Source organism: Enterococcus casseliflavus NBRC 100478 (genome assembly GCF_001544095.1).
Taxonomy (GTDB): Bacteria; Bacillota; Bacilli; order Lactobacillales; family Enterococcaceae; genus Enterococcus_D; species Enterococcus_D casseliflavus.
Genome location: NZ_BCPT01000005.1, coordinates 93,486 through 119,439 on the forward strand (window position 1 = coordinate 93,486; position 25,954 = coordinate 119,439).

Here is a 25,954-nt window from a genome sequence, read left to right on the forward strand (position 1 = left end):
TAACCCTATAATAGGTAACTGTGATCGAAAGCAAGCTTCAATTCATAGTCCCCTAGTGTTTCTTTGATTTTTTGTTTCAGCATTTCTTCGATTTCTTGATCACTATACGCCGATTTTGCGGGAATCACTAAATCAAAAGCCAACAGATCTCCTTTGACCTGAAAATCATGCATCCGTAACTGTGGGTCAACGAAGCGAATGATCTTTGACACTTCTTTTTTTAAATGCCGATACTGCTGATCTTGAATTGGTACTGGATCAAGATGACAGACCAGGTCGACCTTTAAAGATTGGCGAAAATCTTGTTCAATCGCATCAATCACCTCATGCGCTTCTCGTAAAGACCACGTTTCATCCACTTCGATATGCACACTGGCAAAGCGATTTTTCGGTCCATAATTATGAACCAGTAAATCATGGTAACCGAGAATCGTCGGATAGTGATCCAAGCGTTGCTCCATGGCAGCTACTTCTTCTTGGGTTGGGCGTGCCCCTAATAATTCGTTGATAAAGGAACGAATCATTTTGATTCCGCTAATCAAAATATACAAGGCAATCAGACAGCCGACAAAGCCATCGATACGTAGGCCAGTCAGCCACTCGATCGTCGCTGAAAACAAAACTGCCCCCGTTGTATACACATCGTTGAGACTGTCTTGTCCGCTGGCTTTAAGTGTTTGAGAGCCGATCAGGTTCGCCAGTTTGCGGTACATCGCTCCCTGCCAGATTTTGATCAAAATCGATAAGACCAAAACGATAAACAATAGTGGGGAAAGACGGATACTCGTCGGTTCCATTATGCGTTGCACAGAGCTGATGAGAAATTGGCCGCCAACAAACGTGATGATCAAAGATACTACAAACCCACTGATGGCTTCAAATCGCTCATGACCATATGGATGTTCACTGTCGGCTGGTTTCGCAGAGATCCGAAAACCGATCAATGTTAAAATAGACGAAGCGGTATCTGAAAGACTGTTGATGGCATCTGCCATAATCGAAACAGACTGGGCAGATAAGCCAATGATAAATTTCCCAGCAAATAATAGTAGGTTAGAAAGCAACCCGAGGCTACCTGCTAACTTCCCGATGGCTGTACGTTCGTAGACACCATTTTTTTTGCTGCGATTTAAAAAAAAGTTTAGCAAATCATCACCCTCTCAAAAAACCATCTTTCTTATTTTACCCCGAAGGAATTCAATTAAACAACTATTCGTATCGTTTTTTCGAAAAAAAAGCGAATTCCCTTCAATTATCAAACGCATTTTCAGATAACACGTAGGAAAAAAGGAAAAAGATAACGGAAGGGTCTCCCCCTCCGTCATCTTCGTTCAAAAAAGGAATGTGTTAAAGACCTACGCTCCACTTTCACCTATCTTCTTAAAGGAAAGGAACTCGCGGGTACAGATTCAACCAGCTAGTGTGCTTACTTGGCAGCTAACCACGCTGCTGCTGTCTCAAGTGCTGCTGCGATTCCTTCTGGATTCTTCCCGCCGGCTTGTGCCATATCAGGACGGCCGCCACCGCCGCCGCCAACTTTAGGTGCGATCTCTTTGATCAAATCGCCTGCTTTCAATCCTTTTTCGTTGGCTGCTTTGTTCATGGCAGCTAAAAGATTCACTTTGCCATCATTCGCGGTAGCTAACACTAAAATATCAGAATGGTCTTTTTGTTTCCATTGGTCAGCTAGTTGACGTAATTGGTTCATGTCCTTTACAGTCACTTTTGCTGTGATCAGACGCAGACCATTTACTTCTTTGACATCCTTGAAAACATCCCCTGCTTGCTGGTTTGCTAACTTGCTGGCAAGAGCTTCGTTTTCTTTTTGCAATTCACGCAGCTGCGCTTGCAGTTGTTCTGTTTTGGCAACGACTTCTTTTAATTGGGCGGATTTAACGATCCCTGCAATTGCTTTTAATTGCGCTTCTTCTTCATGCAATAACGTATAAGCTTCTTGACTAGTCACTGCTTCGATCCGACGAACACCAGCACCGATCCCTGATTCAGAAACGATTTTGAAAATACCGATATCCTCCGTATTTGCTACATGGGTTCCCCCACATAATTCGATCGACCAATCGGCAACATTGACGACGCGAACGTCATGCCCATATTTTTCACCAAAGAGTGCCATCGCTCCCATGCCTTTTGCGGTATCGATATCCGTTTCGATCGTCACAACAGGAAGAGCTTCCCAAATTTTCTGGTTGACGATTTGTTCCATTTGGCTCAGCTCTTCGCTGGTCACTTGCCCAAAATGACTAAAGTCAAAGCGCAAATGTCCTGGAGCAACTAATGAACCTGCTTGGTTCGCATGGCTGCCTAATACTTCTTTTAAGGCTTTATGCAATAAGTGAGTAGCCGTATGATTTTTAATGATCTTATTGCGACGATGCTGATCCACTTGTAAGAAATAGTTCACGCCTTCTTTTAGTGGTGCTTTGATTGTAGCAGTATGCAAGAACTGACCGTTCGGTGCTTTTTTGACATCCGTCACTTCCGCTACAATCGTACCATCTTCTGCTACGATCGTGCCTGTATCCGCAACTTGTCCACCCATTTCTGCGTAAAATGGTGTTTCGGCAAAAATCAGTTTTGCTTCACCTGTCGAAACAGAATCATGTAACGCTTCGTCTTGGATGATCACTAATAATTCGCTGTTTGCTTCAAGTGAATCATAGCCAACGAAACGGCTGTCTACTTTGATATCTGTCAATAAAGCGGATTGTACGCCCATTGAAAGCTCCGTTTGTCGAGCCGCACGAGCACGGGCACGTTGTGCATCCATTTCTTGTTCAAACCCTTGGTGGTCCACTTTCAACCCTTCGTCTTCCGCCACTTCTTCTGTCAATTCAACTGGGAAGCCGTAAGTGTCATACAATTTGAAAATATCTTGACCAGCTAACGTATCTTGACCGTCTGCTTTTACTTGGGCGATCACTTGATTTAAAATATCTAACCCTTCATTGATCGTTTCATGGAAACGTTCTTCCTCGTTGCGGATCACTTTCTCAATAAATTCTTGCTGTTCTAGTACTTCAGGATAGTAGCTTTCCATGATCTCGCCAACGATCGGTACTAATTTGTATAAGAAGGCAGTATCGATCCCTAATTTTTTCCCATGCATGACTGCACGACGTAATAAACGACGTAAAACATAGCCACGGCCTTCATTTGAAGGAAGTGCCCCATCGCCGATCGCAAAAGAAAGCGCGCGGATATGGTCTGCAATCACTTTAAAGGAGATATCTGTCGTTTTGCTGTCGCCGTAGTTCACACGACCGCTTAAATCTGCCACTGCATTAATGATCGGCAGAAACAAGTCTGTTTCAAAATTGGTTGGTGCATTTTGAACGATGGAAACCATTCGTTCCAGCCCCATCCCCGTATCAATGTTTTTATGTGGTAGTGGTTCATAGGAGCCATCTGGTTGATGATTGAATTCTGAAAAGACCAGATTCCAGATTTCCAAATAGCGTTCATTTTCGCCACCAGGGTAGTTTTCGGGATCATCTTCCGCTACGTCATTAAACTCAGGACCACGGTCATAGAAAATCTCTGAATCCGGTCCACAAGGTCCTGCACCGATGTCCCAAAAGTTGTCTTCAATCTCAACGATATGCTCTGTTGGTAAGCCGACTTCTTCTGCCCAAATCCGTTTTGCTTCTGTGTCTTTTGGATAAACCGTGACATATAATTTGTCTGGATCAAAAGCCATCCATTCTGGTGAGGTCAAAAACTCCCATGCCCAATGGATCGCCTCATTTTTGAAGTAATCGCCGATTGAAAAGTTGCCTAGCATTTCAAACATCGTATGATGTCTTGCTGTTTTCCCAACGTTTTCAATGTCGTTAGTCCGAATCGATTTTTGCGCATTGGTAATTCTTGGGTTTTCAGGAACAACACTGCCATCAAAATATTTTTTTAGCGTTGCCACCCCTGAATTGATCCATAATAAGGTTGGATCGTTGACTGGAACAAGGGACGCACTCGGCTCGATGGAATGTCCTTTTGATTGAAAGAAGTCCAAAAACATTTGGCGTACTTCTGCACTGGATAATTGTTTCACGTTATTCTCCTACTTTCTTCTGTGTTCGCTTAAGATACAGGGGCTGACAAAATTGCTGGTAAGGCGCTCTTATTCCTGTAGAGTCATTTTGACGATAAAAAAACACCATTGCAGAGCAAGGACGTCGATACGCGGTACCACCTTGCTTGCAATGATGTGACTCATTACCTCTTAGACTCGTTAACGCGGAGTGGACGGCAACATTTCTGCTGCAGTTGAGCACCAAAGGGAGCAATCCGTCCGAATTCATGTTTTTCTCTCAGCAGTGAAAAACTTTCTGTAATGAATCATCAAACCGACCATATCCTTCGTCATTCAAAGTATAAGGAAATGTTTCGAAAAAGTCAATCCTCAAATCCGTTCTTTGTTGATCAGAATCGCTTTGCGGTAACGATAGCTCTGGGGAGAAAGCTTTTGATCTGGCTGCAGCATTTTCCGTGAACGGTAATAACTGGCATATGGCAAGGCATCGAATAAAGGATGCCCACAAATCTGCCAGTTCTCCATTTTTAAAGACAAGCCATCTGTCAGCTCCCACGCATCCGCAAGCCCATAGGTGCAGCCAAATAAATTCGGTTCAAGCAATTCAGCGGTTGACAAAGAGACACCATCGTCGCAGGACTTTTCATTGCCCCAGCGAAAAAGTCGCCGAGTCGCAGCACCGCAAACGTATTCCCATTGATCCTCTGATAGCAGCTGAAAGCCTTGTTTGTCTAACTGCTGTTTCAATTCTGTTTGACTGACGGATTCGTGGGTAAATAACTGATAGGTTTCCGATAACGGCTCGAGTGCAGCAAAATAGCGATTCTCTTCGTGGTAAAAAGCGGGTAATTCCCAACGCAAGCTTTCCTCAAAGGACGCTGGTGCTGTGAATTGTGCCTTTAGCTCTTTTTCGAAAACACTGAATTGATCGACTAACCCGTGAAACTCCCCAGTGATTGTATTTAACTGCCCGATATACCTTGCGCCAGCAGGCAGAGAACTTTTTTGGACTAGCATAGGATCAATCACAGCTTTGCGCAAAGGGCTCGTAGACTCATTGACAAAAATCCCCCAATCCTGGCTGGTTTCTAACTCATAGATTGTTTCCAGCTGGCGAATGATCTCGTTGGGTGGTGACTGCCAATTTTTACTCCAGCAAGTAGCTGGTAATCCTTGCACACCGAGATCCCAACCTAAGATCGCCTCAGAGTTCCCTGGTATAAAGACAAAGTCTTCACCATCGATCGTTAATTCAAAGGTAGCACATTTCAACCCTGCATACGTCAACTGACTAAAATGGACATCGGTGATCTCCTTTAAAGGACTGACAAAATACATTAAAATTTGCTGGATCAGCTGTTCTTTGATTTCAAAGGACAGTGTCTTCCAATTTGACCATTGTAACGCCTCAAAAAAATCCACGTCATTTCTCCTCTCATCTGCTACAATTACTATATAACGAGTATACCACGAAAAAGGAGGAAAACGACTGATGCTTTATTTTGGACGCAGTCCGTGGATGCTACAAGCGGTTTTCGCCCTGCGGCAAGCCGTTTTTGTGGAAGAACAGCACATTCCTATAGATTGGGAATTTGATGAAAAAGACCAAACTTGCCCATACTATCTTTGGTTAGATGGACGCATCCCGATCGCGACCATTCGCTATCAATTCTCTTCACCGAACACTCTGCAACCTGATCGCTTTTGCGTAGCTAAGGCCTATCGGCACCAAGGGTACGGCACCAAATTATTGCATTATCTCGAAATGCGTGGTGTCCAAGAGGGTGCCCTCCAATCAGTGTTATCCGCAGAGATCGACGCTTGTGCGTTTTATGAATCCTGTGGGTATCAAAAAACATCTGAACCCTATGCTGAAGATGGCGTATTGTGTGTAGAAATGACCAAGCAATTAAAAACAGCAGTCAAGGAAGAGTAGTTCTCTTCCTTGACTGCTGTTTTGGTAAGCATTAGCTATTCGAATTTTTCTTGTTTTTGCGGGCGGTTCGAGTCGTTTGACGACGTTCGATCTTCCGTTTTTCTTTGTTCTTCTTATCAATAGCCCATTGAATTTTTTTCTTGTAGCCAGGCTTGATTTTTTTCTTCTTTTTCTTGACTAAGCCAATCAAGGTTGGGTCTAATTCGTCACGAGATTTTTCCCGCTTTTGCCGACGATTCCGATCGTAAGTCGCAACGATCTCGCCATTTTTGATTTCCTTCGGTTGGAAAACAACCCCTAGATCTTCGATGGCTTGAATTGCCCCTTCATCGCTTGGATCATATAAAGTGATCGCGGTCCCATCCATTTGGTTTCGACCGGTCCGACCAACACGGTGGATAAAGAAATCCAAATCAGCTGGAATCTCAGCATTGATGACATGAGAAACCCCTTCAATATCAATTCCTCGCGCAGCTAAATCTGTTGCGACAACATATTGGTAGTCCAAATTTTGCACTTGGCGCATGATCCGTTTTCTTTCACGAGGACTGATGTCGCCGTGGATCTTCGCTACTTTTAAGCCTTGTTCCTTTAAGTAATCCGTAATTTCATCCACACGGCTCTTCGTGTTGGCAAAAACGATGGCAAGATAGGGATGGCCTGTAGTCAATAATTGATAGATCAATTTATTGGTATTTTTCCCTTTGGTAGAAATCAACCAATTCTCGATCGTATCAGAGATGACTGCTTTCGATTTGATTTCTTCGATCAATGGATTGGCCATGTATTTTTTCAAGAATGGGCGCAATTTCTCTGGAATCGTTGCGGAGAAAACCAGCATTTGCAGTTTCTCAGGCAAACGCCCCGCAATTTGATCGACTTCTTCCAAAAAGCCCATATCCAAGGTCATGTCTGCTTCATCCACGACAAATACATTGGCAGTGTGAACCCCTAACGCTTGTTCGTTGATCATATCCAAGATACGACCAGGTGTCCCAATCACGACATGGGGCTGTTGATTTTGCAGACGGCTTAATTGACGTTGCTTATCTGTTCCTCCGACGAAATTTGACACTCGAATTTCAGGATCATGAAATCCGCCGATTTGTTTTGCGGCGTGATAGATTTGCGTGGCTAATTCACGACTCGGTGCAGTGATCACTACTTGCACTTCATCTTTTTCGGCATCGATTTTATCCATCAACGGCAGTAAAAATGTGTGGGTCTTACCACTTCCGGTCTGTGATTGCCCTACAACACTGCGTCCTTTTTGGATAACAGGTATCAGTTTTTCTTGCACTTCTGTTGGTTTAGAGAACTTTTTATCAGCAAGTGCTTCATAAATAAATGGTTGAAATTTAAATGACTCAAAAGACATTCAAACACCTTCTTTCTTTTAGCATCCTTTGGATTATAGCATATGTTGCCTTGTTTTCCTAACTTTCTTTTGTAATCGATTGAGGATCGATCGTACTGATAGTATACGTTGCACTGCGGCGTTCATAGAAAAAGCGGCTTTCTTTTTTTATTGCTGCCCACAAGAGATTCAAGTAAAAACCAAACTGGATCAACCCAAAAATAACTACCATCAACAAACTAACGACTAAAAGCAGCAGATTGTTGGACTCAAGAAACGGTGCGAAAAAGATATTGACCCGACTGATGCTGGCATAAATCAGATAAAACAAGCCATAGCGTTTCAATAAAGCCCCCAAGCTGACACGCTCACGGCCTTCTTGCATGATTTTGATTCGTACGAGTTTTTTTCCAATCGTTTGTCCTTTGGCAAGGTAAGCCAACAACACAAAGTACAGCAATACTTCAAGAGCAAAGTACCAATAGTCCCCACTAAAGTCCCGAACCGTCTGTTGAGTGAGCAAACGAACAGCGATCACCACAATAAAACTGACCACATTCAGTATTGCCCAGTCGATCAACCAAGCAAACACCCTTCGTGTCACAGTCACCCGAGTGCCTTTTGCGTAAGAATCGGCATCCATCTCTTCCCTTGATGGCAATAAGAACGTAAAAAGCGGGGCGATCGTCCAGCCCACAAGCCCTCCAACTGTATTGACAAAGAGATCATTGACATCGAATAAGCGATACGGACGAGGATAAATAAAATACAGTCCCGTCAACTGCGTTAACTCAAAAAACAACGTCAGGCAAAACGTAATAACGAGTGTTTTTAAAAAGGAACATTTGAAGTAATAACGCAAATAGACCCCAAATGGTAAGGTCAACAATAAATTAAAGAGTGGCTCAAGGAAGACGCCCTGCTTCATAGCGGGAAGATAGGTTTGCGGATCGTGAATGTTTAAGACGGTCTGTTGGACAAAATGTTGCCACGATGCCCCTAACTGCAATTCCATCTTAGGACCAGTCATCTGCGCTACCTCTTCGATCGAGGGCAATGGTAGGATAACTAAGAAATAGGCGCACAATAAATAGAAGACAAATGAATACAGAACCAGTGCGCGTGACAAGATAAAACGACCGTATTTTCGATATTGGATAACAAAAAAAATCATTGATATCGCCAATGCTAGGAAAGGAAAAACCAGCAAGGCAACCTTTATTGGGGTAATATAAGCGGACATAAAGAACTCCTTCACGTTTTCTTTTTATCTTACACGCTATTTCCCAAAACGTAAATTTTGGAGTATCATAAAAGAAAAGGAGGTTAAAAAACCATGTTAAATCCCTATTTTGCCTTTGGCGTACCGGCATTCCTTTTGGTTTTATATGCAGCTTTTGCTCTTTTTCGCCGGTCTTCCGATATTCCCTATTTAGGCTTCGTCCTTTTCATCATTGCTGGTTTTCTGACAGGATTTAGTTTACAAGTCATTCAACAAGCCATCAATGAAGTGGAGAAAACATCTCTTGAACACGTGCAAGCAACCCACCTTTACTCGCCTTACTTATTAGCGATTCCATTGATTGTGGGCATTCTTTTACTGATTGTCAACTTGATTCGCGGCTATTTAAAAGTCAAAAACGTTCGTCTGCGGACAAAATAAAAGCAACCTACCTAGAAATACGAATTGATCCTGCTCCTCTTGACGGGAAATGAGATCGCTTCGTATTTTTTTGGTAAGCTGCCTTGATTGCTAGACCCCTTCTAAAGATCCATCCGCCACTTTCGTAGTAAAACAGTTTATCAACTAAAAAAAGGTTTATTCGTCGGCTAGTTCTTCATCCAGGTCTGTCTCTGAGGTATCAGCAAAAGACTCTTTCACATCATCATTGACTTGCTCCAATAAATATTGCCAATCACTATTCGACACAACCACCACATCGATATTCTTTTCTTCATCGATCAGCTCGAGATTCGAAACATCCTCTCCTAACTGCTGGAATAGGTCGATCAATGTTTGGTCTTGTAGCGTTACGTATTCAGTCCGTTTCATCCTTCTTCCCCCCATGAGTCAAAAAATTCATAAAACAAGATATCGAAACTAGTAAGATCGGTCATCTTTTGTAAAGTAGATAGATCTAAACGAATAAACGCTTTTTCCACTAATAAATAATGGTTTTCTTCCAGCGCTTCTTCGATAAATGGTAAAATCTCTTCTTCATCTCCTAATGTTTCACTAGAGATTTGGTCGATTTGATCAAACAAGCGATCATCTTGCAACAAAAAGAATTGATCGTCGTAAAGATAGACTGCGATTTGATATTGCCGGATGGGTAGCTCAGCCCGAATGACAAAAAAGCATTCCCCTGAATTGGAAATCGCTGGCAATAGTTCATTCGGTTGTAATGCCTGTTGGTAGTACATTTCCATCCCTCCTTTGTACTTATTATTATAAAGAACAATGGAGGAAAAAGGAAATAATCGAATTTCAGTTTAAAAAACTCTAAACAAAGTTAAACATCCCACTCTGCATAGAATTCTTCTAAAAAATCCTTCATGAAAGCCACACGTCGTTGGGCTTCTTTTTTGCCATACGCCGTGGTCATCTTTTCAGGAAGCAAAAATAGTTTCTCATAAAAATGATTGATCACCGTCGTTCCTTTTCGGTAATCTTCATGATTTTGAAACGTCTTTGGGGCTAAGTCACTGACATGGATCGGGTGTTGATGACTCCCACCAAAATAACTCGTCCGTAAAATACCGATCGCACCTAAAGCATCGAGACGATCTGCATCACGAACGACGCGGCCTTCTACTGAGACAACTTGCGCGCCTTGCAAAAGTTCTTTTGAAAAAGACAGATTCTCGATAATAGAAAAAATTTCTTTCGTTTGTGCTTCACTGGCTCCCGCTGTGGTCAAACAAGCTCGCACTTCATTAGACGCCGCTGTGACATCCGCCACAACTTTGTCATCCACCGTATCATGGAGATAGGCTGCCGCCTGTACGACAAAGCGATCAACTGTCAATTCGTCGGCATCAATGATGGCTTGACTTAACCCAGCCACTCGTTTGACATGATCAAACCCATGTCCTGTGTAATCATTCCCCAGAATACTTTCGGCATAAGCAATTACTTTACTAAGATCGGCAACATTGTTTTCTTCCTTCATTTTTTTCCTTCTTTCGATATGAAAGCAGCTAGCCTTCTTTTTTCGATGGTGATTGATACAAAAGGAAAAGAAGTTCAACAAGACGAGCACCCCATGAAATAATTGGGGCGGCAACGTCTTGCGAAGCTTCTTTCCACTCGTTACTTTTAAGCGAAATCTTGCGTCTCGCTGATTTTATAGACACTAAAATAGATCTTGCGTAAATAGTCTAATAGATATTGAGGATTCAATAATTCATCCGTTGCATCTAAAATCAATTCATTTGGTTTCTTGGATGCGCCATATTGATGAATATTTTCAGTCAGCCATTTACGAATCGGTGAATAATCATCCGAAGCCAACACTTCATCGACATTGATTTCTTTTTCCATAGCGTGGAGTAATTGCGCTGCATACATATATCCTAGAGCATAGGATGGGAAATACCCGAAGCTTGAACCAGACCAATGAACGTCTTGTAAGATCCCTTCCAGGTCATTTTCTGGACGAATCCCTAAATATTCCTCGTATTTGTCATTCCAGATTTTTGGCAGTTCATCGATCGATACGGTTTCGTTAAAGATCATTTTTTCGATCTCGTAACGAATAATGATATGGATGACATATGTCAGACTATCGGATTCAATACGGATCAAGCTAGCTTTTGAATTCTTCAAAGAGTCATAGAAAGTGTCAAAAGACACATCATCGAACGTGCCTTCCGCACATTCTTGGAAAAATGGGTATTGCTTTGCCCAGAAATTACGGTTGCTACCGATAATGATTTCATTAAACAGCGATTGGGATTCGTGGATTCCCATGGACGCCCCTTCATGAACAGGCGTGCCTTCGTATTTCTCATCGATGTTTTGCTCGTACATCCCGTGACCAGCTTCATGAATCACACCGAACAGTCCCATCGAAAAGTCAGTTTCGCTCCAGCGTGTGGTCAACCGTACATCATTGTGGTTGATCCCCGTAGCAAATGGGTGGACCGTATTATCCAAACGGCCACGAGAAAAGTCATAGCCTAAGTCGGCGATCACTTTTGAGATAAATTTACGTTGCTGCGCTTCGGTCATCTTACGTGAAAGGATCGAAGTATCTGGCGCTGTTCCTTTTTCAGCCAATTGACGACGAATATCCATGATACCGTCTCTCACTTGTGAGAATACGTTATCCAAAATCTCAACCGTCATATTCGGTTCGTATTGGTTTAATAACACGTCATAGTTCGTCAGCTCATTTTTCTTCCAATAAGGAATCAATTCTTTCGTCAAGCGAATGTTTTCAGAAAGAGCGTCTTTAAATAAAGTAAAATCTTTTTCTTTACGGGCTTTTAGCCAAGCAGTATGTGCTTTTGACGTAGCTGCGGAAGCCGCCATCGCCAACTCATTGGGTACATCTTTTTGCAATTCATATTCTTCTTTGACTAATTGATACGCAGCTTTCCCTACTTCTGATAATTCATCTGGGTGTTTCCCGAAATAGCTGATCGCTTCTTGGATTGGTTCCCCCACTTTTTTATCAAAGTATAGACCATATAAATAGCTGTCAACTTCCGCACGGTAATCACTGGCTTTTTCTGGCATCCCTGTTTGATTATCCCAGCCTAAGATCCCCATTGCTTGTTGTAATAGATCGATTTCTTTTAATTCTTTCAGAAATTCTTGTTCTTTCATTCAGCAGACTCCTTTTTGCGTGGCGGACGTTGTCCCCAGTATTGGAAGAGATCGGTACGAATCGCACCGTTGTATAATTTGCGTTTTTTTGTCGCTTTTTCGCCGTAATGGGTCTCAAAAGTCAAGTCACTGGTCAAAAAGTACTTGCTCCAGGTTTTAAGCGGCCGAAACACTTGGCCCATTTCCTGATACAGTCGCTGAACGGACGCTTCTTCTCCTAAGCGTTCGCCATAAGGAGGGTTAGCCACAACGACACCATACTCTTTTTCTGTTTTAAAGTCTTTAACGGCTTGTTGTTTGAAGGTGATCGAGTCTCCTAGACCGATTTCTTCCGCATTTCTGCGGGCGATCTCAATCATTCGACCATTGATATCCGAACCGGTAATATCTAATTCGACATCATAATCTGCTGCTTCATCTGCTTCTTTCCGTACTTTTTCAAATACTTCTGCTGGGAACCAATCCCACGTTTCGCAAACAAATTCCCGATTAAAGCCAGGGGCGATATTGTGACCGATCAACGCTGCTTCAATACACAACGTGCCTGATCCACAAACAGGATCGACAAACGGTTTGTCTTTGTACCAATTTGTCAGCATCACTAAAGCCGCAGCCATGTTTTCTTTCAGCGGCGCGCCTCCTTTTTCTAAACGATAGCCACGTTTAAACAAACTAGGGCCAGTCGTATCCAATGTGATCATCGCATGGTCTTTCAATAAAGCGACTTCTAATTGGAAAAAAGCGCCCGTTTCAGTCAGCGGCACACTTGCTGGACGATGGTATACTTCTCTTAAACGATTGACGATTGCTTTTTTGGTAATTGCTTGACAATCAGGTACACTATACAATTTTGATTTGATTGATTTTCCAGCTACTGGAAATTCAGCGTCTAAAGGTAAAAAGTCTTCCCACGGTAACGCTTTAACTTCTTCAAACAGCTGATCGAAAGTCAATACGTCAAATTCCCCGACGACGATTTTGATACGGTCCGCTGTACGGAGCCACAAGTTCGCAGTAGCAATGGTCTCCATCGTCCCTTTAAAACGCGCTCGGCCGTTTTCAACCTCACACTCGATCCCTAAATCCCGTAATTCTTTGCCCACTAGTGCTTCTAAACCGCTCGCAGCGGTGGCAATACAATTAAATGTTTTTTCAGTCATAACGCTCTCCTTCTTGGTATAAAAAAACCTTCCGTTGCTGGAAGGATTCCCTGATAGGTTGTGATTTTCTATAAGCCATGTTTTGTCCGTATTTTCCTCAGGGAGAAGAAAACACTGGGTAATTATCTATCTGCAATTACTTGCCTTCTTGCTCCGTTCATTTCCGTGCAAAAAGTGCCCCTACCATTGTTTGGGTTGCTCGCTCGAGGGGTTTACCGCGTTCCACCAAGACGGTTTCCCGCCTTGCTTCGTCACTGTGGCACTTTCAAGGATACTTTGGCATAGCTTACACCTTAGCCATTTTTCCTGCCGTTACTTTCTCAAGTACCCTAGCTTATGGTTTCGCTAGGCACGAACACTACAAGCATCTCAGCTTGTGCGAGCATGGACTTTCCTCAGCATAATCGAGTTATGCCGCAATTACCCGAAAACCACAACTATCTTTTCTACAGTAGATTAGAATTGACGGGTTTTTTCGTTGTCATCTTCAAAATCAGCATTTGTATAGTTGCTGTTGTAGGAAGAAGAACGAGTGACAGGTTCTGATTCACGATCAAGCTTTTTGCCAAACACTTCTTTTTCAAGATTAGACAAACGTTTCAAAATATCAAAGTTTGTAACGGTTTGGCTTTTCGGCGCTTCTTGTTGAACACGAGATGCGATCGCTTGGTTTTTCGACAATTGATCGATTTTCGCTGTCAGACGGTCATTTTCTTCTTGCAGGGCTAAGATCTCTTTATTGTAGCTTTCGTAGTCTTTAATGATATTATCTAAAAACTCATCCACTTCAACTGGATCATACCCGCGCATTTTTGTTTTGAATTCTTGTTGCAGAATATCTTTTGGACTATAAATTAAATTTGCCATTATTTACACCTCATTGTTTATTCCAAATGGTTTTCACTTTCTAGACCATTCTATCAAAAAATATACGAAAATCAAAGTAAATTACTATCAAATGTTGCGTTTTGTAGGTCATCCATTGTTATTTGATGAATAAAGTAGGGATTTTGCTCACTATAAGCTTTGGCATCTCTTAAGAAATAATTAGGTTTTCCTGGAAATTCGTCATCATATAACACAAGTGCGCCTTCGGTATGCTCCAGTAAAAATGCCGTGTGATTTCTTAATTGACTGGGGTCTTGGTAAGGCTTATGGCTGGTGGCATTGACATAATCGGCAAATGACTTCGCTGTTTGCAGTGCCTGCTGATTTGTTTCGTTCCAATTTTCACCAAACCCTTCAAAAGGAAAAATAATTCCTAGTTTCAGTTCTGGGTATGTTTGTTTTAATTGTTCAACGGCTTCGGCACACCACAGCTCCGCGCCAAGATTCCCGCTGATCAAGAGCCATTCTAACCCTTCTTCGACATAATTGGTCAAAGTCGACATTATTACTTTCTTAATAACTGCAATCTTGGGATCTTTTGCTTGAAAGACACCTAATTCATAATTACGATAGCCAGTAAAGTATAAGGTTTTCATTGTTTCTCTGGTCATCTCTTTTCTTTCCAAACGACTTTTTGGTATAATGTTGCCTAGGAGTGTGAACAACATGGTTATTCGTTACCCGAATGGACAATCTACTACCTATGATGACGGCAAAAAACAAAAAATGCAAGAGAAACTAATAAAGCCAAAAACGTATGCCAATCGTGGGATGCGTTTTGAAGAAGCGATCAATGAAAGCAACCTTTATTATTTGAATCGGAAACTTGCTGTCATCCATAAGAAACCGACACCAATTCAAATCGTGAAAGTAGATTATCCAAGAAGAAGCGCCGCCGTAATCAAAGAAGCCTATTTCCGTGAGGCATCCACCACTGATTACAATGGGGTTTATCAAGGGCAATATATCGACTTTGAAGCGAAAGAGACTCAAAACAAAACGTCATTTCCCTTTAAAAATTTTCATCCACACCAAATCAAGCATATGGAAGACTGTTTGGAACAAGCGGGTTTATGTTTCGTTCTTTTATGGTTTTCTAGTCTACAACGCTGCTTTTTTCTCGATAGCAAGTGCTTAATTTCTCAATGGCACCTGCAAAAAGAAACGGGGAAAAAATCAATGACACTGGCCTATATTGAAACGAATGGGATTGAAATCATCCCTTCAATTGCGCCGCGTATTCCCTATTTAAAAGCAGTTGATCAATTTTTAACGATGAAGGAGAATGATTAGTATGGCAAATGGATCACAATCGAGGACCTCTCGGCATGATTCTAAAAAAGGTACAGCTAAAAAAGCACCAAAGCCTCCTAAGGCAAAAGGCAAACGAAGCATTGGGAGTATTCTTTTAAAAGTATTTATGGGGCTGTTTTTCTTGGGCTGTATCGGGATTCTATCCGGGATGGGGCTATTCTGGTGGTATGCCAAAGATGCGCCTGCACTTGATGAAACACGTTTGGATTCAACGGTTTCTTCTCGTTTCTATGCGTCAAATGGCGAATTGATCACTGAATTCGGTAGTGAAACCAGAGAAAAAATTACAGCAAGTGAGATTCCTCAACTGCTGGAAGACGCGATCGTCTCTGTCGAAGATCGCCGCTTCTACCAGCATATCGGAGTCGATCCGATTCGGATCGTCGGTTCCGCATTATCCAATGCCACAACCGGCGGTATGCAAGGCGGAAGTACGTTGACACAGCAATTGATCAAGCTGTCCTTCTTTTCTACCAGCGCTGAAGACCAAACATTACGTCGTAAAGCACAAGAAGCATGGATGGCGGTTCGTCTTGAACAAATGAAATCAAAACAAGAGATCCTCACTTACTACATCAATAAAGTATATATGTCCAATGGTGTATATGGGATGCAAACGGCCGCAATGAAGTTTTACGGCAAGCCGTTAGCTGAACTAGACCTTGCGCAAACCGCATTGATTGCCGGTTTACCAAATGCCCCTTCAGCTTTTGACCCATTTGCGCATCCTGATAATGCGAAAAGTCGGCGAGATGTTGTTTTAGGTGCGATGCTGGAAAATGAAAAAATCACGCAAGCGGAATATGATGCGGCCGTTGCCGAGGATATTCAAGAAGGCTTGCAAGACAATCCCCGTGAAAACCAAGAGTGGAAATACTTTGACAACTACTTTAACGAAGTGATCGCTGAAGTCAAAGAAAAAACTGGGAAAGATGTGTATACTGACGGCTTAGATATTTATACTAATGTCGATATCGATGCACAAAAACGATTATATGACATCGTCAACAGTGACGACTACGTTGATTACCCAGATGACAAGATGCAAGTTGCCGCTACCTTAGTTGATGTTAACACAGGCAAGGTGACCGCTCAGATCGGTGCCCGTAATGTTGATGATGTTCTAGCAAATAACCTGGCTGTCAATGTCGCACGAGACTTTGGTTCGACCGTCAAACCAATCACAGACTACGGCCCTGCCTTTCAATTTCTACAAGATTCCACGGGTAGAATGATTTTAGATGAACCTTACACGTATAAAGGGACGAATATTCCTGTTTACAACTGGGATCGCCAATATATGGGCAATATCACCTTGCGGACCGCTTTAGCAGAGTCTAGAAATGTGCCAGCAGTGAAGCTGTTTGATGAAGTCGGCGCGGACAATATCGCAGACTTTCTCAGTGGTTTAGGAATCGAATATGATACGATCACCCAATCCAATGCGATTTCCAGCAATACGGATAAATTGGATGGCACAAAGTATGGGATCTCCAGTCTGAAAATGGCCGCTGCTTATGCTGCGTTTTCAAATGGTGGCACCTATTATGAACCACAGTACGTCAATAAAATCGTCATGCAAGATGGCACAGAAGACGAAGAATCCTTTAAAGTTTCTGGTCAAGAAGCAATGGATGATACGACAGCTTACATGGTGACCGATATCTTAAAAGATGTTATTTCTGTCGGAACTGGAACCAACGCGCAAATCGATGGTTTGTACCAAGCAGGGAAAACGGGAACGTCCAATTACACCGATGACCAGTTAGCACAACTGGATACATCGAATGGTGCCTACCCTGATATTACCTTTGCCGGTTATACTCCCTCCTACTCATTGGCGGTTTGGACAGGCTACAACGACAAAATGACACCGATCACTGATAGTAGTACCCATGTGGCTTCAGATGTCTATCGTGAATTGATGCGCTATGTTTCTGCTTCTGTAGAAAACACGGACTGGACAATGCCTGACGGATTGACACGGATCGGAAGAGAGCTTTATCTTGAAGGGACGTACACCCAACCAAGCTATTCAGCACCAAGTTCGTCCAGCAGCAGTTCCTACGTTGAACCAACGACACCTTCTACAGAAAGTAGCGAATCAACACCATCAAGTACAACAGAATCATCAAGCGAAGTGACACCACCAGTGACAACACCTGATGAGGATGATTCATCATCGGTCGTTACGCCTCCTGCTTCTAGTCAGGATCCCGGTTCAACAACACCTTCCAGCAGTGAGGATAATCCTTCCTCACCACCGGACCCGCCGGAACCAAACGATGGTAGTGTCGAATAATGGAGAATCGCAAAAAAACAGTAGATCAAAATCTGATCTACTGTTTTTTTTAATTCCTGCCATATAAATGTAGAACCTTACTTTTCAAGCTCTTCAAACAGCAATTTTTTATCGGAAAGCTGATAAACTTGATTATGCAGATCGTCAAATAAATGAATCACATTTTCTTTCGTCTCGTTCACTTCAAAAAGAATCTCTTTGGCACGATCATGAATCCCATCGATCCGCATTTCTGTTGTACGGATCATTCGTTCAGATTCGATTTTCGCTTCTTGAATCGTGCGATTCGCTTTTCTTCTAGCAAAGACTAAGACCTCGCTGATTTCTGTTTGGAACTGCTCGTTTTCGATTTGTAGGGCTGCATTTTCTTCCCTTAATGCTTCGATTGTCGCCTGAAGCTCTGCGACTTCTTCATTTGATTCGCTAGCTGATCCATTTGCAGCAAGCTCTTCTTTTTCTGCCAATTGCTGTTTCAAATCAGCAATTACCTCTTGCAGCTGCTGGATTTCTTGCCGCTTCAAGGTCCATTCAGCGCGTTCCTTTTCGTAAGTTTGTTTCTCTTGTTGCTCTTTTTCTTGCTGAACAGCTAACTTGGCTTCTAATTGCTGGATTTTTACTTCAAGTTTTTCTGTATCTACTTTTGCAAGCTGCTCTTCTAGGTCTTTGACTTTCTTATTCGCTTCTACTAGCGAAGCTTTTAATTCTTTTGCCTCTGCTTCTTGTTGAGCCACTACCTTCTGCTGTTTTTTTAACTGATTTTTTTCTTCCTGTAGTTGCTCATTTTCTAAAATCAATTCTTTGATTTCAAAAGATAAATTTTCAATCATATGATCCTTTTCTTGTTCTTTTGACTCTTGCTTATTTGTCTGGTTTGTACTCAATTCTTTCTCCATACGTTCTCCTTTATCTTCAACGAGTTGACTATCCTTGGCGTAGCTATCACGGTTGCCAGAGGACTTTTGCTGCACTGCTATCTTTTTGACACTTTGCTCTTTCTGCTGATCTCCAGCCACTCTTTGGTGAGAAATCGGTTTTGCGAAAGTTTGTGCGACAGGTTTTACTGCTTCTTTCTGGGTTTTAGGGAGTTCATTGTCTGCTGGTCGATTGGTCTCGTCCTCATTTTTTTCAGGGGTAGCCTTTGCGGACCCTTGATCCTCAACGATTCCCTCTTCTTGATTTGTCTCCTCAAATTCATTCAGCTCTTCTATGGATAATTGATTCACTTCATCCATTAGCTTTTGGGCAGAAAACCAACCTTTGTTTTTCTTTTTCATCATTAATTTTTCACACTGCCTTTTTGTTCATTTGTATTGATCGTTTCACTTTGATCCGTTTGAGGAGTAGACGATATGCTCTCGCTCCTCTCGTTGTTGGCTACTTCTTGAGCATCAGTGTTTGGGAATCTGCGTTCTAAAAGGGTCCAGACCCCATTCTCGTCACGAATGATCGTTTGCTCAAAGGACTGATCAGAATCCTTGGAAAATTGGACAGAGAAGGTTCCTTGGGTGATCAGGGGAACGTTCTGCATATCATGGAGTAGACGAGAAAAATTCTCTTCCCATCCGTTTAAGTCATCAATTGATGGTAATTTGCTAGATAGAACAATGGAGATTTCTTGCAAAGGCTGATCAACAAAAATCATCGCTACAGTGCGACCTAGATATGGTGATAACTGATAGGCCAACTCATATTCAGCTGCAAACTGTGCTTCACGATCATTGGAGACGAGTAAATGCTCCCAATCAATCGCTTCAAAAGAAAAGCCGTTCTCAGGATATGCAAAAATCGGCATCCGCACCCATTCCGTTTGTTCAGTTCTTAGCGCGAAGACTTCCTCTTTCAATTGACTGGTTTCTTCTTGCAGCTTTTGCAAATGAATGCCGCCTGTCAGCTGAAAAACTGTTAGTAGCAAGACACTTACGATTATGGCACTACTGCAGCCCAATAAAATTAGCAGGTGCCCACTGCGCAGGTTGTGCTTAAATAAACGCAGTTTCCTTTTGGCTAAAGCATCTGACGACAGCTGCCTTTCAACTTTTCTTAATAAATATTCTCGATACAATCGCCAACCGATGATACTACCTGCTCCAATGGCAAGCAGTATCATCCCAATACAGATAAAAATCACAGTCTCTTCCTTCCATCAAAACTAAAATTCGTTTTATTCATCCATTTTGATACAAACTTAGTCTCGTTGATATGTTGCAAGAAATGAATCATCGCAAACTTCCTTTCAAAAAGCTGATGTGTCAGAAGAACGTGGTCACCACACCATAAAAGGTTTTACTTGAAATGATTCCAAATTCTCTACTATCACTTGAAGTGAGCAGTGCATCGCCAACGACAAAGTACTCATCTTCTTTGAGGTACCCCCGAATCGGCAACGCCTCAACGGCTTCATCCTTCACAGTGATCATAAATGAAAAATCAAAGTCAGTATCCTCCGCCCCAATCAACAACCGCTCCTGTGTACGAACGAAGGAATCCCCCGGCACACCAATCACTCTCTTGATCAAAAATTTTCCTTCCTGTTCGAAAGCGATCAGCTGATAGCGATTTGGCTGGCGCTTTTTATGAATCAGCACAACTTGTCGATCCTCGATCGTCGGCAGCATGGACGTTCCTCTGACTAACGCCAGTCGATACGGCTGAAGAAACGCAATAAGCAAAAGGACCATCAAAAAGATACCGCTGATAGGAAGACCTATTTGTCTATGCCTTTTACTCATATTGCCAGCCCTCCATCCTTATTTTGGCATAATATATGAAACACTTGATGAGTGCGCCAATTCATTGCTGATCACGCGATAAGAGATTGTGGTTCCACCATAGACATTTCCTTCTGAAACCAAAATACCATTTGGACCAACGGCTTCAACAAAAGCGACATGACCATAACGAGGATCAGATCCAGCTGTTCCAGGTGCAAAAGAGATCATACTACCTGCTTTAGGCGTTTGACTGACGTTGTAACCTAAACGTCGTCCGGTATTGCCCCATTGACCACCATTTCCCATGTAGTCATCTACTTGACCGCCTAATTGACTCACCCGATTGAACACATACCAAGTACATTGTCCAACAGGATACGAACCAGAAAGATTGTAGTCACGACCGTTGTATTCTGGAAATGTCATGAGGGAGCGATACTCTTCTGGAATTTGTTCTTTTCCTTGGATAAACAAGCCTGTTTCTGTTGCGATCACTTGGTCATATTGCGTCAATCCATAGACCGCAATCAGTGAATTGATTTTTTTACTATAATTAACATCGGTCGCATAAGTGCCCGTCAAAGCATCTGCTGCCCGAAGATAGTTTTTTGATTCAGAGCGCCACACGTCTTGATAAAAGGTTGGATTTCCAGTGATTCCTCCGCGAATCAATTTGACATAATCCGCCATCGAATCTCGATAACTTGAATAGGAACGAAAGGCTGCTTGAATTTGGAATAGTTCTCCGTTGCCTTTATCTTCCATTGTTGGTAAAGTCACGCTGCTTCCTTGGTAACTGCCTTTGATCCCAAAAAGGTTATAATGGGGACTGCTGGAAAGCCCGCTGTCGCCACTGCCGCTTTCAAGGATCGCTTGCGCGATCAATACAGAAGCAAAGACATCGTATTCTTGCCCTAAGCTTTGGGCTTCTTGTGCCAATGTTTCAATAAACGTCTGGGTCTTTTGATTCACTGTAAATTCGTAAGGGGCTGGATATTCAGTAACTAGCTTTTCGCCATATGTAGCCAATTCAGGATTTGATAGCCGTCTGATCGATAGCGGCTCTTCGATTGAAACCCGCTGAACTTCGATGGCAGTTTTCGTTGGCTCTTCTTGATTTGTCACTAAACTTGCTTGGTAACCATCTGCGAGGTAGATACCGATTAACTTATTTGCGTCATATAAAAGATCCCCCGGTTGTAATTGTTCAACCTGCTGTTCTTTTTCTATCCAGCTAGCTTTTCCTTCTATAACCGCTTTGATCCGTTCATTGATCCATTCGTCCATTGTCGATGGTTCTTCTAGTTCACCAATTTGCCCGATGATCTCGTAGACCAATGCCGCTTGCCATTGGGCATCATAATCAGCTAATATTGGCAAGGTGAAATCTAACAGATTCGAATCTGCGATCTTCGCTGTCCGAAAACTCTCTGGTAAATCAATGGTACGTCCATCATAAAAAGAATTTTTCAAGTGAGAAGTAGCATCTGGTGATTGAACGACAGGGTTTATTACTTGCTCAGGTGCAATAATCGGAGGTGTTTTCGGCTCCTCTTTTTTTGCATTTTCAGTATTTTCGTTGCTCTCAGTTGAAATTTCATTTTCTTTTGGTGCCAATGACTCATCAATCAAGTCGGTCTCTTTTGGCTTGTTCTCTGTTTCTACTTCTAGATCGTCCGTTTCAGCATCTAGTTTTTCCTCTTCCTCGGAAGGTTCCGTGGACTCAGATTCGTCTAGTTCGGTCGTTTCCGCTGACTCGATCGTTTGTGTTGAGTCTGATTCTTCAGACGAATCAAGAGATTCTACAACGGGATCTGCTGTTTCTGAATCCATAAGCGGTTCATTTGATTCGGAGGATAACTTGGTCGAGTCCTCCGTTTGCTCTTTGCTGACGTCTTCTTGACTTTCTTGGTCTTCTGCTGCCGATGAATCTTGGTCATCAAGTTGCTGTTGGACATTTGTATTTTCTGAATAGTTATCAGGCTGAGGGCTTTCTTTCGCCAGCAATACGGGAGAAACAAAAAGTTGGCTTGCTAAAATCCCAGCACTGAATACTGTCAGATATGACTTCTTTTTTTTACTCTTCATACAGTTTCCTTTCTCTTGTTTCAGCTGGCATCATTGGTTTTGAACAAAACCTGACGAACTGATTCAAAGCTGCTTGAATAGTTTTTGCACGAGTTTAGGTGAACTCTATCTCTTCGCGGTTATTATGAAGCAAGCGTGATCTACCGCAAAAAAACGGTAAAACCCACTGCTTTTCAAGCGATTTACTCACTATCTTCCTATCAAGAATGGAAGCTGTCATAGGCGTCAACAGCTTCCATTTGATAAGATTGAGCATTGATCATTCGGTAGATGGGACAAAACTTAACTCCCATTCAATCGTTGCTTGGTAGGTCATGTTACGCGGATTTGATCCAATGGGTACTTCAAGTTTGACACTATCCCCCATCGTCCCCATATCCCCGTAGCGCTGAATCCAGGTACCGCTTCCTTCATTTGCATCTGCTTCAGCGATCAAAGCGGGTACCCCAGGATCAAGGATCATTGATTCACTATAAGTGGGAGGAATTGCTGAATTGGCAGCATTCGTCAGCATAACTGCATTTTCTAAAATAATTCGTGCCCCCCGAAGTTCTTCTCCTCGATCATTACGAAATCCTGCAGCGGATAATGTCGCGTTTAGTTCCCAGCCGGTAAATTGAGCGCGACGGTCAGAAATCTGCACGTAATTTGGCCGTTCCTCAGTTACTGAGCCATCTGCACTGCTAAGACGTTGCGGCAATGCCTTGTACTGTTTGGTATCTGCACTTATTGATACATCTCCAAAGCTATACTGGGAGATGAAATCGATACTGATAAACCCTAAATGTTCTGGTATATCCGGTTTATTTTCTGGATTCACTTCAATATCTGGCGCGATCGGATCTCGTGGATTCATTGTGGCAATCTCTTGAACAACTGTTTCAGCTGTATCAAATTTTCCATTTAAGAAAGCGTAAGCCGTCACCGTATTATGTTTTGTAAACCGATCCCCCTCGGCTAAGGTCAAGCTGAAATCACCATTGGCATCTGCTTGAAGATGGAACAAGCTGTTATCATCAAAAGAGGGTGATTGCAGTTGCGGTGCGGGAATCGCTGGATCTCCGTCAAAACGAATCACACTATAAGGTGTGGCTTTTCCCCTAATGATTCTTGAGCCTTCCAGTGCCGGGTCTTCCGTTAATGGTTCTAAATGAACCTCGACATCTGGAATATATTCAAATAGGATACGTTGTGCTCTTGTGGTAAAATTCGCGCGAAAATGATCAACGATCTCTTGAGAGATGGAAGAAACATTCGAAATCGATGACAAGGTTGAGGCAAAATTCACTTTTAAATTGAAGATTGGACTCCAACTGAAGTCTGGTTCCTCCGTCAAGTTTCCGTGCCGCCATTGTTTCGCTGCTTGAATATCCACATCTAATAGCCCACCGCTGCCGGAGATCGAAATAAGGCTGCTATTTGCTGCATTTCCGGTAACCGCCCTTGTTTTCTCTAAATTGATGCGTTGTGCATCCGCAAAAGTGAAGGTTGAGGCCGAGCTCAAAAATGTCATCAAGGAATGAGAGGGATTGGTTCCGTCTGACTTAATATCCAAGATTCCTTCTTTAGCAACAATAAATGTGGCGGCACCGGCTACATGGATCACTCCGGATGTGGTGGTCCCTTGATTCACTGCATCAATTTCGACACTGCTTTTATTTCCAATAAGCATCGTGCTTCCAGCACCCATGTAGATAATGTTATAGCCCCATCCATTGAGGCTTGTGGTACGTCCGTCAGCTTTGATTACCACTTTGCTATCCTCAGACATTTCAAAGTGGGCGCCGCTAGCATACATACTGATTGCGGGGGAGCTGGCTCGAGCATTCAAATGAAGCTCGGATCGATTACCGATATCGATCCGACCATTTTGAATGTAAATATTTGCCCCAAAGGCTTCTCCTCCTGTGCCAGCTGTTCGCAAGGTCATTTTCACATCATCGCCAATAATCATTCGACCCGTTGCATAGTACAAATAAATATTTCCCGCATTAATCGTTGACATGTCAACTACTGCGTTATCGAGAACTTCTAATTGGGTTATTTCCATATTTACCTGATTCGTTGCGTTGATCGTTTGTACTCGTCCTGATCGGGACGTATACGTCGGTGATTGATGCGATGTTACCTCGCCAGACATAACGACAGGTGTTGCGTGCGAGTGAATCAATTGATTTCCCGCATTGGTCAAATTATGGTAGCGCATTCTGGATAGATTCTGTTGTGGAATGCTCATATTCGTAAAATTCATGAAGCCATAATAGTTGCCATGAACGATATCGATATTTTGGTACGTGATGTCCCACGGCGTTGCACTATTGACGGTACTATCATAAAATCCGACTGCAACAGCTCTAAAGTCGATTTGATACCCATTGCCTTCGATCACAAGCGTTCTTGAAATTCCAGAAGCATTGGTCCAAATATAGGCTAATCCATTTGTAGGGTTGGAAGTTGCACTTCCCGCAGCCACTCCAGAAACTCCTTGAGTAGGATTATCCGAAGATTCAAAGTCATTTACGATATTGATATAATTTACATCTTTATTCACGATTGCCGCCATAAATTCTTGCCAGTTGGAAACATCCCGGTGACTGATTTCGTTTAACGGTGTGACCGGTTCTGTCAATTGGGCAATCGCTTCTGCTTGATCAGCTTCTGTGTCTTGCTGATTCTCGTTTAGGTTCGCGTCATTGGAAGGTTGCGTGGTTCGTTCCCCTTCCTGCGGCGTCTCTGATGGTGAGACTTCTGTCTCGATCGTTTCATTATCTGCATCATCATCCGAGTCCTCTTCCTCGTCATCTTCTGCCTGTACTTCGATCGTTAGTTCCGCTTCACCTATAACCAGTTGATAATCGCCTATTTTATTAAAGACGATAGGAATCTCGAACTCCATTAGCTCTTCATCAAAGGTAAGCGTCCATTCCTGTTCTTCTTCAGACAGCTTTTTACTCTTCACTTCTGCAGCAAATTCTTCTTCCACGATCGCTGCTTCTTTCGCTACAACCAGCGTAATCTCATCTAACGGTTGGCTTGATACGACGAAAACATCGATCGGTTGATCCACGACACCTTCAATCACACTAACTGGAAACTGAAAAAAAGGGGTATGGATGTCAAATTCTTTTGTTTGGATCGGTTGTGTTGCTTTATCAAGCAAGGACATGTTATGCGTTTCGTCCAATGGTTCAATCGTGTGATCGATGGCGTGGATTTCTGGCAATAGTAAACTGCTCAGACTTGGAAAAAAAGTTTGCACACTTAGCAATCCAATAATGATCGCAATTATTACCTTGTGTGGGGTATTCTTCAT

At 42.6% G+C, this 25,954-nt stretch carries 21 protein-coding genes and 1 other RNA gene; 4 read left to right on the forward strand and 18 right to left on the reverse strand.

The annotated features are described in order from the left end of the window. Positions 1-5: 5 nt before the first annotated feature. From ECA1_RS05895 to ECA1_RS05905, 3 genes are all read right to left on the reverse strand, one after another. Complete coding sequence (locus tag ECA1_RS05895; protein ID WP_060791946.1) at positions 6-1,148, reverse strand: cation diffusion facilitator family transporter; 1,143 nt, start codon at positions 1,146-1,148, stop codon at positions 6-8. Positions 1,149-1,426: 278 nt separating this feature from the next. After that, positions 1,427-4,069: an alanine--tRNA ligase gene (gene alaS / locus ECA1_RS05900; RefSeq protein WP_060791947.1), complete on the reverse strand. Its 2,643-nt coding sequence runs from the start codon at positions 4,067-4,069 to the stop codon at positions 1,427-1,429. Between the two features lie 351 nt (positions 4,070-4,420). Then, entirely contained in the window at positions 4,421-5,473 is a 1,053-nt protein-coding gene (locus ECA1_RS05905; RefSeq protein WP_005226132.1) for a DUF7278 family profilin-like fold-containing protein, read from the reverse strand. A 70-nt stretch (positions 5,474-5,543) separates the two neighbouring features. Here ECA1_RS05905 and ECA1_RS05910 point away from each other — a divergent pair, with 70 nt between their 5' ends. Next, positions 5,544-5,987, forward strand: coding sequence for a GNAT family N-acetyltransferase (locus ECA1_RS05910; protein ID WP_060791948.1), 444 nt, complete (start codon positions 5,544-5,546; stop codon positions 5,985-5,987). A 31-nt stretch (positions 5,988-6,018) separates the two neighbouring features. Here the strand turns inward: ECA1_RS05910 and ECA1_RS05915 are convergent, their stop codons facing one another. Together ECA1_RS05915 and ECA1_RS05920 are read right to left on the reverse strand one after the other, a co-directional pair. After that, entirely contained in the window at positions 6,019-7,365 is a 1,347-nt protein-coding gene (locus ECA1_RS05915) for a DEAD/DEAH box helicase (RefSeq protein ID WP_060791949.1), read from the reverse strand. 58 nt (positions 7,366-7,423) lie between these two features. Continuing rightward, entirely contained in the window at positions 7,424-8,587 is a 1,164-nt protein-coding gene (locus ECA1_RS05920) for a VanZ family protein (RefSeq protein ID WP_060791950.1), read from the reverse strand. Positions 8,588-8,680: 93 nt separating this feature from the next. Here ECA1_RS05920 and ECA1_RS05925 point away from each other — a divergent pair, with 93 nt between their 5' ends. Further along, on the forward strand, positions 8,681-9,007 hold the full coding sequence (locus tag ECA1_RS05925; RefSeq protein ID WP_005226136.1) for a hypothetical protein: 327 nt from the start codon (positions 8,681-8,683) through the stop codon (positions 9,005-9,007). Between the two features lie 156 nt (positions 9,008-9,163). Here ECA1_RS05925 and ECA1_RS05930 read toward each other — a convergent pair whose 3' ends face one another. The 8 genes from ECA1_RS05930 to ECA1_RS05965 all read right to left on the reverse strand — a co-directional run bounded on the left by ECA1_RS05930 (position 9,164) and on the right by ECA1_RS05965 (position 14,822). Beyond that, positions 9,164-9,397: a hypothetical protein gene (locus ECA1_RS05930; RefSeq protein ID WP_010748385.1), complete on the reverse strand. Its 234-nt coding sequence runs from the start codon at positions 9,395-9,397 to the stop codon at positions 9,164-9,166. Further along, on the reverse strand, positions 9,394-9,774 hold the full coding sequence (locus tag ECA1_RS05935; RefSeq protein ID WP_005226138.1) for a hypothetical protein: 381 nt from the start codon (positions 9,772-9,774) through the stop codon (positions 9,394-9,396). Before ECA1_RS05935 ends, ECA1_RS05930 begins: the two co-directional genes overlap by 4 nt. A gap of 83 nt (positions 9,775-9,857) precedes the next feature. Then, positions 9,858-10,517 carry an HD domain-containing protein gene (locus tag ECA1_RS05940; RefSeq protein WP_016609302.1) on the reverse strand — a complete coding sequence of 220 codons (660 nt, stop codon included), beginning with the start codon at positions 10,515-10,517 and terminating at the stop codon, positions 9,858-9,860. A gap of 146 nt (positions 10,518-10,663) precedes the next feature. After that, on the reverse strand, positions 10,664-12,178 hold the full coding sequence (locus ECA1_RS05945) for a carboxypeptidase M32 (RefSeq protein WP_060791951.1): 1,515 nt from the start codon (positions 12,176-12,178) through the stop codon (positions 10,664-10,666). Beyond that, positions 12,175-13,338 carry a THUMP domain-containing class I SAM-dependent RNA methyltransferase gene (locus ECA1_RS05950; RefSeq protein WP_010748389.1) on the reverse strand — a complete coding sequence of 388 codons (1,164 nt, stop codon included), beginning with the start codon at positions 13,336-13,338 and terminating at the stop codon, positions 12,175-12,177. The genes ECA1_RS05945 and ECA1_RS05950 overlap by 4 nt, the downstream gene beginning before the upstream one ends. A 66-nt stretch (positions 13,339-13,404) precedes the next feature. Beyond that, positions 13,405-13,770: RNase P RNA component class B (gene rnpB, locus ECA1_RS05955), an RNA gene on the reverse strand. 24 nt (positions 13,771-13,794) lie between these two features. Then, on the reverse strand, positions 13,795-14,205 hold the full coding sequence (gene gpsB, locus ECA1_RS05960; protein WP_005226142.1) for a cell division regulator GpsB: 411 nt from the start codon (positions 14,203-14,205) through the stop codon (positions 13,795-13,797). A 71-nt stretch (positions 14,206-14,276) separates the two neighbouring features. Beyond that, on the reverse strand, positions 14,277-14,822 hold the full coding sequence (locus ECA1_RS05965; protein WP_005226143.1) for an SLOG family protein: 546 nt from the start codon (positions 14,820-14,822) through the stop codon (positions 14,277-14,279). Between the two features lie 70 nt (positions 14,823-14,892). Between ECA1_RS05965 and recU the strand changes: the two genes are divergently transcribed. After that, positions 14,893-15,519 (forward strand): Holliday junction resolvase RecU, encoded by a 627-nt coding sequence (gene recU / locus ECA1_RS05970; RefSeq protein ID WP_010748391.1) that lies wholly within the window; start codon positions 14,893-14,895, stop codon positions 15,517-15,519. 1 nt (position 15,520) lies between these two features. Beyond that, the gene (locus ECA1_RS05975; RefSeq protein ID WP_034857413.1) at positions 15,521-17,842 is read left to right on the forward strand and encodes a PBP1A family penicillin-binding protein; all 2,322 of its coding nucleotides are present in this window, start codon (positions 15,521-15,523) and stop codon (positions 17,840-17,842) included. Positions 17,843-17,919: 77 nt separating this feature from the next. On the opposite strand, the gene ECA1_RS05980 is transcribed toward ECA1_RS05975, so the two are convergent. The 5 genes from ECA1_RS05980 to ECA1_RS06000 form a co-directional block, all read right to left on the reverse strand. Further along, entirely contained in the window at positions 17,920-19,119 is a 1,200-nt protein-coding gene (locus ECA1_RS05980) for a coiled-coil domain-containing protein (protein WP_060791952.1), read from the reverse strand. After that, complete coding sequence (locus ECA1_RS05985) at positions 19,119-19,970, reverse strand: hypothetical protein (protein ID WP_236596049.1); 852 nt, start codon at positions 19,968-19,970, stop codon at positions 19,119-19,121. The genes ECA1_RS05980 and ECA1_RS05985 overlap by 1 nt, the downstream gene beginning before the upstream one ends. 121 nt (positions 19,971-20,091) lie before the next feature. Next, positions 20,092-20,571, reverse strand: coding sequence for a signal peptidase I (lepB, locus tag ECA1_RS05990; RefSeq protein ID WP_015509748.1), 480 nt, complete (start codon positions 20,569-20,571; stop codon positions 20,092-20,094). Between the two features lie 18 nt (positions 20,572-20,589). Beyond that, entirely contained in the window at positions 20,590-22,641 is a 2,052-nt protein-coding gene (locus ECA1_RS05995; RefSeq protein ID WP_060791953.1) for a glucosaminidase domain-containing protein, read from the reverse strand. A gap of 259 nt (positions 22,642-22,900) precedes the next feature. Continuing rightward, a complete protein-coding gene (locus ECA1_RS06000; protein WP_060791954.1) occupies positions 22,901-25,954 on the reverse strand; it encodes a WxL domain-containing protein in 3,054 nt (1,017 codons plus the stop codon).